The organism is Streptomyces sp. NPDC054841 (assembly GCF_053611045.1).
Window position 1 is genome coordinate 1 of the sequence record NZ_JBSGZO010000369.1, and the last position, 8668, is coordinate 8668.

The window sequence follows — 8668 nt, forward strand, 5'->3', positions numbered from 1 at the left end:
CCGCCCGGGAGCTCGTCGCCGGGCTCGCGCGGGGTCTCGTGCCGGAGCCGGCCCTCGCGGGGGTTCCCGGGGTGGCGCTGCGCGGCAGGACCGCCGGGCCCCTGCGGCCGCCCGCCGCGCGCGGAGGCGGCGGGCGTACGGCCGGACCGCCCCGGCCGCCCCTGGGGAGCGGGATCCGGCGCGCCTACGAGCAGGCGCGGCGGGCGTGGGACCGGCCGCTGACCGCGTACTACCTGATCCTCGGCGCCGGGCTGCTGATCACCGTGCTCGGGCTGGTGATGGTCTACTCCGCGTCGATGATCACCGCGCTGGAGCTGTCCCTGCCCGCCTCCTACTTCTTCCGGAAGCAGTTTCTCGCGGCGGTCATCGGCACCGGGCTGCTGCTCATCGCCTCCCGGATGCCGTCCAAGCTCCACCGGGCGTTCGCCTACCCGCTCCTCGTCGGCAGCACCTTCCTGATGGTGCTCGTGCAGATCCCCGGGATAGGGCACTCGGTCAACGGCAACCAGAACTGGATCTCCCTGGGCGGCCCCTTCCAGCTGCAGCCCAGTGAATTCGGCAAGCTCGCCCTCATCCTCTGGGGCGCCGACCTGCTCGCCCGCAAGCAGGACAAACGGCTGCTCACCCAGTGGAAGCACATGCTGGTGCCGCTGGTGCCGGTCGCCTTCATGATGCTCGGGCTGATCATGCTCGGCGGTGACATGGGCACGGCCATCATCCTGACCGCGATCCTCTTCGGGCTGCTCTGGCTGGCCGGCGCCCCCACCAGGCTCTTCGCCGGGGTGCTCGGCGTCGCCACGGTGATCGGCGCGATCCTGATCAAGACCAGTTCCAACCGGATGTCCCGGTTTCAGTGCATTGCTGCCACAGATCCGGGACCCGACGACAATTGCTGGCAGGCCGTGCACGGCATCTATGCTCTTGCCTCCGGCGGATGGTTCGGTTCCGGCATCGGAGCAAGTGTGGAAAAATGGGGCCAACTCCCAGAACCGCACACCGACTTCATCTTTGCCATCACGGGGGAGGAACTGGGGCTGGCAGGGACACTGTCGGTACTCGCCCTGTTCGCGGCTCTAGGCTATGCGGGTATCCGCGTGGCCGGACGCACGGAGGACCCCTTCGTGAGGTACGCCGCGGGAGGTGTGACCACCTGGATCACGGCCCAGGCCGTGGTCAACATCGGTGCGGTGCTCGGTCTGCTGCCGATCGCCGGTGTTCCCCTCCCGCTGTTCTCCTACGGGGGCTCGGCCCTGCTGCCGACCATGTTCGCCGTGGGACTGCTGATCGCGTTCGCGCGAGAGGATCCCGCAGCGAAGGCGGCCCTGGCCATGCGACAGCCCGGATTTGGTAAAAGGGCCGGGGTGAGATGGAAGACGATGAGGCGGCGCGTCAAGAAGCGTCCGTCCGGAGAGCGGTGAATTTCGGTGCATGTCGTACTCGCCGGTGGGGGGACCGCCGGCCACATCGAGCCCGCGCTCGCCCTCGCGGACGCCCTGCGCAGGCAGGATCCGACCGTGGGCATCACGGCCCTCGGCACGGAGCGTGGGCTCGAGACCAGGCTCGTCCCCGAGCGGGGCTACGAGCTGGCGCTCATCCCCGCCGTACCGCTGCCGCGCAAGCCCACACCCGAGCTGATCACCGTCCCCGGGCGGCTGCGCGGCACGATCAAGGCCGCCGAGCAGATCCTGGAGCGCACGAAGGCGGACGCCGTCGTGGGCTTCGGCGGCTATGTCGCGCTGCCCGGCTACCTCGCCGCCAAGCGCCTCGGCGTGCCGATCATCATCCACGAGGCCAACGCCCGGCCGGGCCTGGCCAACAAGATCGGCTCGCGGTACGCCGCGGCCGTCGCGGTCTCGACGCCCGACAGCAAGCTGCGCGGCGCCCGCTACATCGGCATCCCGCTGCGCCGCTCCATCGCCACCCTCGACCGGGCCCGGGTCAGGCCGGAGGCGCGCGCCGCGTTCGGTCTCGACCCCAATCTGCCGACGCTGCTGGTCTCCGGCGGCTCCCAGGGTGCCCGCCGCCTCAATGAGGTCATCCAGCAGGTCGCCCCGCTGCTGCAGCGCTCCGGCATCCAGATCCTGCACGCGGTCGGCCCGAAGAACGAACTGCCGCGCGTGGACAACATGCCCGGAATGCCGCCCTACATCCCGGTACCGTACGTGGACCGGATGGATCTCGCGTACGCCGCGGCCGACATGATGCTCTGCCGCGCGGGCGCCATGACCGTCGCCGAACTCTCCGCCGTCGGGCTGCCCGCCGCGTACGTACCGCTGCCGATCGGCAACGGCGAACAGCGGCTCAACGCCCAGCCGGTGGTGAAGGCCGGTGGCGGACTGCTGGTCGACGACGCCGAGCTGACCCCCGAGTGGGTTCAGGGTCAGGTGCTCCCCGTGCTCGCCGACCCGCACCGGCTGTACGAGATGTCCCGCGCCGCCGCCGAGTTCGGGCGCCGGGACGCAGACGATCTGCTTGTCGGAATGGTGTACGAGGCGATTGCCGCACGCCGACAGGCGTAGGGAAAGGCAGGGAGCATGGCCGGACCGACGACCGCCGACCGCGGCACCCGGAAGCCGAAGGGCCCGTCGTCGGCCGGCCAGGCTCGCGGAGGTTCCGCCCCCCGCCGTCGCAGGCTGCCCGCCCGTCGGTTTCTGCTGTTCGTCCTTGCCGCCCTCGTGCTCACCGCGGGCGGGGTCTGGCTGCTCTACGGCTCCTCGTGGCTCCGGGTCGAGCGGGTCGAAGTGTCCGGTACACAGGTTCTGACGCCCCGTGAGGTCGAGGAGGCGGCTGCCGCGCCGATCGGGGCGCCGCTGATTTCCGTCGATACGGACCGGATTGAGAACCGACTGCGCGACGAGCTGCCCCGTATCGACTCGGTCGACGTGGCCCGTTCGTGGCCGCACGGAATCGTCCTGAACGTGACGGAGCGAAAGCCTATGCTCCTCGTTGAAAAGGGCTCAAACTTCATCGAAGTGGACGCGGAAGGTGTCCGTTTTGCCACGGTGGACAAAGCGCCTAAAGGTGTTCCCTTGGTGAAATTGACGACGAATCAGTCGCCGAGCCTGCGCCGCTTCGGCGAGCAGCGGCTGCTGGCGGAGGCGGTCCGGGTCGTCCAGGAACTCCCCGCGCAGGCCGCGAAGGAGCTTCAGGGCGTCGAGGTCCGCTCGTACGACGCCATCACGCTGAAGTTGACCGGCGACCGCACCGTGATGTGGGGGAGCAGCGAGGACGGCGAGGCGAAGGCGCGAACGCTCACCGCCCTGATGAAGGCCGCTCCCCGTGAGGGGTACTTCGATGTGAGTGCCCCCACAGCCCCTGCCGTGTCGGCGAGTTGACGCACAAATGCGCAGGCCAGAACCCTGGTTGGTCAGCGCAACGGCTGATCACATAGGGTGAAAAGAAAAACGGGAGGTTCGGCGTGTTCGTTGAACGCGCGCCACTTGTCGACTTAGTGTCTCGTTCGAGAGAGTCCAGGAATCAGAGACACTGGTAACCCTAAACTTCAACGTTAGGGTTTGGGTCGGCGTTTCGGACCGTCCCATCGGCATCCGTCGTCGCGGCGCGGCCACCACCGCGAAGCGGCGACACGTAACTCGAGGCGAGAGGCCTTCGACGTGGCAGCACCGCAGAACTACCTCGCAGTCATCAAGGTCATCGGTGTCGGCGGCGGTGGTGTCAATGCCATCAACCGAATGATCGAGGTCGGTCTCAAGGGCGTCGAGTTCATCGCGATCAACACTGACGCGCAAGCCCTGTTGATGAGCGACGCCGACGTCAAGCTCGACGTCGGCCGCGAACTCACCCGCGGCCTCGGGGCCGGAGCCAACCCGGCAGTCGGTCGCAAGGCGGCAGAGGACCACCGAGAGGAGATCGAGGAGGTCCTCAAGGGGGCCGACATGGTCTTCGTCACCGCCGGCGAAGGTGGCGGCACCGGCACCGGCGGCGCGCCCGTCGTCGCCAACATCGCGCGCTCGCTCGGCGCGCTGACCATCGGCGTGGTCACCCGGCCCTTCACCTTCGAGGGCCGCCGCCGCGCCAACCAGGCGGAGGACGGCATCGCCGAGCTCCGCGAAGAGGTCGACACCCTCATCGTCATCCCGAACGACCGGCTGCTCTCCATCTCGGACCGCCAGGTCAGCGTGCTCGACGCGTTCAAGTCCGCGGACCAGGTACTGCTCTCCGGTGTCCAGGGCATCACCGACCTCATCACCACCCCGGGCCTCATCAACCTCGACTTCGCCGATGTGAAGTCCGTGATGTCCGAGGCCGGCTCGGCACTCATGGGCATCGGCTCGGCCCGCGGCGACGACCGCGCGGTGGCCGCGGCGGAGATGGCCATCTCCTCGCCGCTGCTGGAGGCGTCCATCGACGGCGCCCGCGGCGTCCTGCTCTCCATCTCCGGCGGCTCGGACCTCGGTCTCTTCGAGATCAACGAGGCCGCCCAGCTGGTCAGCGAGGCCGCCCACCCCGAGGCCAACATCATCTTCGGCGCCGTCATCGACGACGCGCTGGGCGACGAGGTACGGGTCACGGTCATCGCGGCCGGCTTCGACGGGGGCCAGCCCCCGGCCCGCCGGGACACCGTGATCGGCTCCGCGTCCGCAAAGCGCGAGGAGCCCGCCTCCCCGGCCCGCCCCGAGCCGCGCTCCATCGGCGGCCTCGGCGCGGTGCCGCCGCGTGAGGAGCCCGCCGCGGCCGAGCCGGCCCCGGTGGGGAAGGAGACCTCGCTGTCGCAGAGCACGTCCGCGCAGGTACCGCCGGCCCGGCCGTACGACAGTCAGGCCGAAGAGCTGGATGTCCCGGACTTCCTGAAGTGATACGAGAGCATGACAGCGTGAGCGGCGCGCACTTCGCCTTCACCGACAGGTGGGGCGGAGTGAGCGCCGCTCCGTACGAGGAGCTCAACCTCGGCGGCGCGGTCGGTGACGACCCCGCCGCCGTCGTCGCGAACCGGGAGCTGGCCGCCAAGTCCCTCGGGCTCGACCCGGGCCTCGTCGTCTGGATGAACCAGGTGCACGGGCGCGATGTCGCCGTCGTCGACGGACCCTGGGGAGATGCTCCGGTCCCAGCGGTGGACGCGGTGGTGACCGCCCGGCGCGGACTGCCTCTCGCGGTCCTCACCGCCGACTGCACCCCGGTACTGCTGGCCGATCCGGTCGCGGGGGTGGTGGGCGCGGCCCACGCCGGCCGCCCCGGAATGGTCGCCGGAGTCGTACCGGCCGCGGTCGAGGCCATGATCGCGCTCGGCGCCGAACCGGCCCGCATCACCGCCCGCACGGGACCGGCCGTCTGCGGACGCTGCTACGAAGTTCCGGAGGCGATGCGCGCCGAGGTCGCCGCGGTGGAACCGGCGGCCCGGGCCGAGACCAGCTGGGGCACCCCGGCCGTCGACGTCACCGCCGGAGTGCTCGCCCAGCTCGAGGCGCTCGGCGTACGGGACCTGAAGGCATCCCCGGTGTGCACACTGGAATCGACAGACCACTACTCGTACCGCCGCGACCGCACCACCGGGCGGCTCGCGGGATATGTCTGGATCCGGGCAGAAGAGAACACAGCATGACCGACCGCAAGACCGAACTCGCCGAGAATCTCGCGCGCGTGGAGGAACGTATCGCCGCCGCCTGCGCCGCGGCCGGGCGCAAGCGCGGGGAAGTGACCCTGATCGTGGTCACCAAGACCTACCCCGCGAGCGACGTACGGCTTCTGCACGAGCTGGGTGTGCGCCACGTCGCCGAGAACAAGGACCAGGAGGCGGCTCCGAAGGCCGCTGCCTGCTCCGACCTCGACCTCAACTGGCACTTCGTCGGTCAGCTCCAGACGAACAAAGTCCGTTCCGTTGCGGGTTATGCCGATTTCGTGCAGTCGGTCGACCGTCTGAAGCTCGTTCGCGCACTGTCCGCGGCGGCGGTGGGGGCCGGGCGCGAACTGGGGTGCCTGATCCAGGTCGCCCTGGACGCGGAATCGGGGGACGCCGGGCGGGCGGGCGGGAGCAGTGCGGCGCGGGTGGGCGGGAGCAGTGCAGCGCGGGCGGGCGGGAGCAGCGCGGCGAGCAGGGGCGGCATCGCGCCCGACGGCATCGAGGAGTTGGCCGCCGCGGTGGGCGACTCGCCGGGGCTGCGACTTGACGGACTGATGACCGTCGCGCCACTCGCGGGGCCCTACGCGGGTCGTCAACAGGCGGCGTTCGAGCGGCTGATGGAATTCTCATCCCGCCTGCGCGCGGACCGTCCTGCTGCGAACATGGTGTCAGCAGGGATGAGTGCGGACCTCGAAGAGGCCGTAGCGGCCGGAGCGACACATGTGCGCGTCGGTACGGCGGTACTCGGAGTCCGACCCCGGCTCGGGTAACGTCGCGAAGCAAGTCGGACCACAGCAGAAAATATGGTCATTTCCGTCGAAAGGCGGGCAGACCGAGTGGATCGCGGGCACTTGGTGACGTAGCCGAACGAAGCCGATCCACCACAGAGCGGAGGACTCAGAGAATGGCCGGCGCGATGCGCAAGATGGCGGTCTACCTCGGCCTCGTGGAGGACGATGGGTACGACGGCCGGGGATTCGACCCCGACGACGACTTCGAACCCGAGATGGAGCCGGAGCCCGAGCGGGACCGCCGGCGGCACCAGCCCCCGCATCAGGTGGAACGGGAAGAGCCGGCGCGTGTGGTCCAGCCGCCCGCGCCGCGTGAGCCGGTCGTCCATTCCGCTTCGCTGCCCGCGGAATCCGGACGTCCGGCGCGAATCGCCCCCGTGGCATCCATCACACCTGAACGACCGAATCTGGAGAAGAACGCACCAGTGATCATGCCCAAGGTCGTGTCCGAGCGGGAGCCCTACCGCATCACCACACTGCACCCGCGGACGTATAACGAGGCCCGTACCATCGGGGAACACTTCCGTGAGGGCACCCCGGTGATCATGAACCTCACGGAGATGGACGATACCGATGCGAAGCGACTTGTCGACTTTGCCGCGGGACTCGTCTTCGGTCTGCATGGCAGCATTGAGCGGGTGACGCAGAAGGTGTTCCTGTTGTCGCCTGCTAACGTCGATGTCACGGCGGAGGACAAGGCCCGCATCGCAGAGGGCGGGTTCTTCAACCAGAGCTGAGAAAACGACCGAGGAACGACCCGGCCGCGAGGCCGGAACGAGAGCCAGGGGAGAGGGACACGCGGGATGGGTGTCGCACTGGATGTGATCTACATCGCGCTGACGTGTTTCCTCGTCGTGCTCATTTTCCGGCTGGTCATGGACTACGTCTTCCAGTTCGCCCGCTCGTGGCAACCTGGCAAGGCGATGGTGGTCGTCCTGGAGGCCACCTACACTGTCACCGATCCACCGCTCAAGCTTCTGCGGCGGTTCATCCCGCCGTTGCGTCTCGGGGGCGTGGCACTCGACCTGTCCTTCTTCGTTCTGATGATCATCGTCTACATCCTGATCTCCATCGTGAACAACTTTGCGAGCCAGGTGTGAACGATACGGTCTTGCCGACTGCCGACGACTACGTAGAGGTGAAGAAGAGATGCCGCTGACCCCCGAGGACGTGCGGAACAAGCAGTTCACGACCGTCCGCCTCCGAGAAGGCTATGACGAGGACGAAGTCGATGCCTTCCTCGACGAGGTCGAAGCCGAACTGACGCGCCTGCTCCGCGAGAACGAGGACCTGCGTGCCAAGCTGGCCGCTGCGACCCGTGCCGCCGCGCAGAACCAGCAGCAGCAGGGCATGCGCAAGCCGCCGGAGCCGCAGGACGGCCGTGGTCCCGGAGCGCCGGTGCCCGCCGCCATATCCGGACCGCCGGTCCAGCAGCAGCCCCCGCAGATGGGTCCGCCCCAGCTGCCCGGTGGTGCTCCGCAGCTGCCCGCCGGCCCCAGTGGTCATGGTCCGCAGGGCCCGATGCAGGGCGGTCCCATGGGCGGCCCGATGCAGGGTGGTCCCATGGGTGGTCCCATGGGCGGCCCCATGGGCGGTCACGGCCCGCAGATGCCGCAGCCCGGTCAGGGCCCCGGCGGTGACAGTGCTGCCCGTGTGCTCTCTCTTGCCCAGCAGACCGCCGACCAGGCGATCGCGGAGGCTCGTTCCGAGGCCAACAAGATCGTCGGCGAGGCTCGGTCGCGCGCCGAGGGCCTGGAGCGCGACGCCCGCGCCAAGGCGGACGCGCTGGAGCGGGACGCGCAGGAGAAGCACCGCGTCGCGATGGGCTCGCTGGAGTCGGCCCGCGCCACGCTGGAGCGCAAGGTCGAGGACCTGCGCGGCTTCGAGCGCGAGTACCGCACGCGGCTGAAGTCGTACCTGGAGAGCCAGCTGCGTCAGCTGGAGACCCAGGCGGACGACTCCCTGGCTCCGCCGCGGACCCCGGCGGCCCCGTCGCTGCCGCCGTCCCCCTCGATGGCTCCGGCCGGCGCGGGTGCCCCGACCTTCGGCGGCAACCAGACGATGGGCGGCAACCCGCAGATGGGCGGCGGTCCGTCGTACGGCGGCCAGCAGCAGATGTCGCCGGCGATGACCCAGCCGATGGCACCGGTGCGGCCGCAGAGTCCGCAGCCGATGCAGCAGGCGCCGTCGCCGATGCGCGGTTTCCTCATCGACGAGGACGACAACTGACGGCGGGCTGCCGCGCGATGAGCGCGTAGCCGTCGGCAGGCTCAGGGCCGGGCCCGGGACACATGTCCCC

General features: G+C 69.5%; 9 protein-coding genes. All 9 read left to right on the top strand.

Annotated elements, in window-relative coordinates:
• The first annotated feature begins 38 nt into the window (after positions 1-38).
• The 9 genes from ftsW (at position 39) to ACWGI8_RS33430 (ending at position 8598) form a co-directional block, all read left to right on the top strand.
• Positions 39-1418, top strand: coding sequence for a putative lipid II flippase FtsW (gene ftsW, locus ACWGI8_RS33390; protein ID WP_453666698.1), 1380 nt, complete (start codon positions 39-41; stop codon positions 1416-1418).
• 6 nt (positions 1419-1424) lie between these two features.
• Complete coding sequence (gene murG, locus ACWGI8_RS33395; RefSeq protein ID WP_453666686.1) at positions 1425-2519, top strand: undecaprenyldiphospho-muramoylpentapeptide beta-N-acetylglucosaminyltransferase; 1095 nt, start codon at positions 1425-1427, stop codon at positions 2517-2519.
• Between the two features lie 15 nt (positions 2520-2534).
• Entirely contained in the window at positions 2535-3335 is an 801-nt protein-coding gene (locus ACWGI8_RS33400; RefSeq protein WP_453666687.1) for a cell division protein FtsQ/DivIB, read from the top strand.
• A 279-nt stretch (positions 3336-3614) separates the two neighbouring features.
• The gene (gene ftsZ, locus ACWGI8_RS33405; RefSeq protein WP_453666689.1) at positions 3615-4817 is read left to right on the top strand and encodes a cell division protein FtsZ; all 1203 of its coding nucleotides are present in this window, start codon (positions 3615-3617) and stop codon (positions 4815-4817) included.
• A 17-nt stretch (positions 4818-4834) separates the two neighbouring features.
• Entirely contained in the window at positions 4835-5560 is a 726-nt protein-coding gene (gene pgeF, locus ACWGI8_RS33410) for a peptidoglycan editing factor PgeF (protein ID WP_453666691.1), read from the top strand.
• Positions 5557-6348, top strand: a complete 792-nt coding sequence (locus tag ACWGI8_RS33415) for a YggS family pyridoxal phosphate enzyme (protein ID WP_453666692.1) — start codon at positions 5557-5559, stop codon at positions 6346-6348. The genes pgeF and ACWGI8_RS33415 overlap by 4 nt, the downstream gene beginning before the upstream one ends.
• Positions 6349-6482: 134 nt before the next feature.
• Positions 6483-7106 (top strand): cell division protein SepF, encoded by a 624-nt coding sequence (locus ACWGI8_RS33420; RefSeq protein WP_453666694.1) that lies wholly within the window; start codon positions 6483-6485, stop codon positions 7104-7106.
• Between the two features lie 66 nt (positions 7107-7172).
• Complete coding sequence (locus tag ACWGI8_RS33425) at positions 7173-7469, top strand: YggT family protein (RefSeq protein ID WP_453666696.1); 297 nt, start codon at positions 7173-7175, stop codon at positions 7467-7469.
• Between the two features lie 49 nt (positions 7470-7518).
• Positions 7519-8598, top strand: a complete 1080-nt coding sequence (locus ACWGI8_RS33430) for a DivIVA domain-containing protein (protein WP_453666697.1) — start codon at positions 7519-7521, stop codon at positions 8596-8598.
• Positions 8599-8668 lie beyond the last annotated feature (70 nt).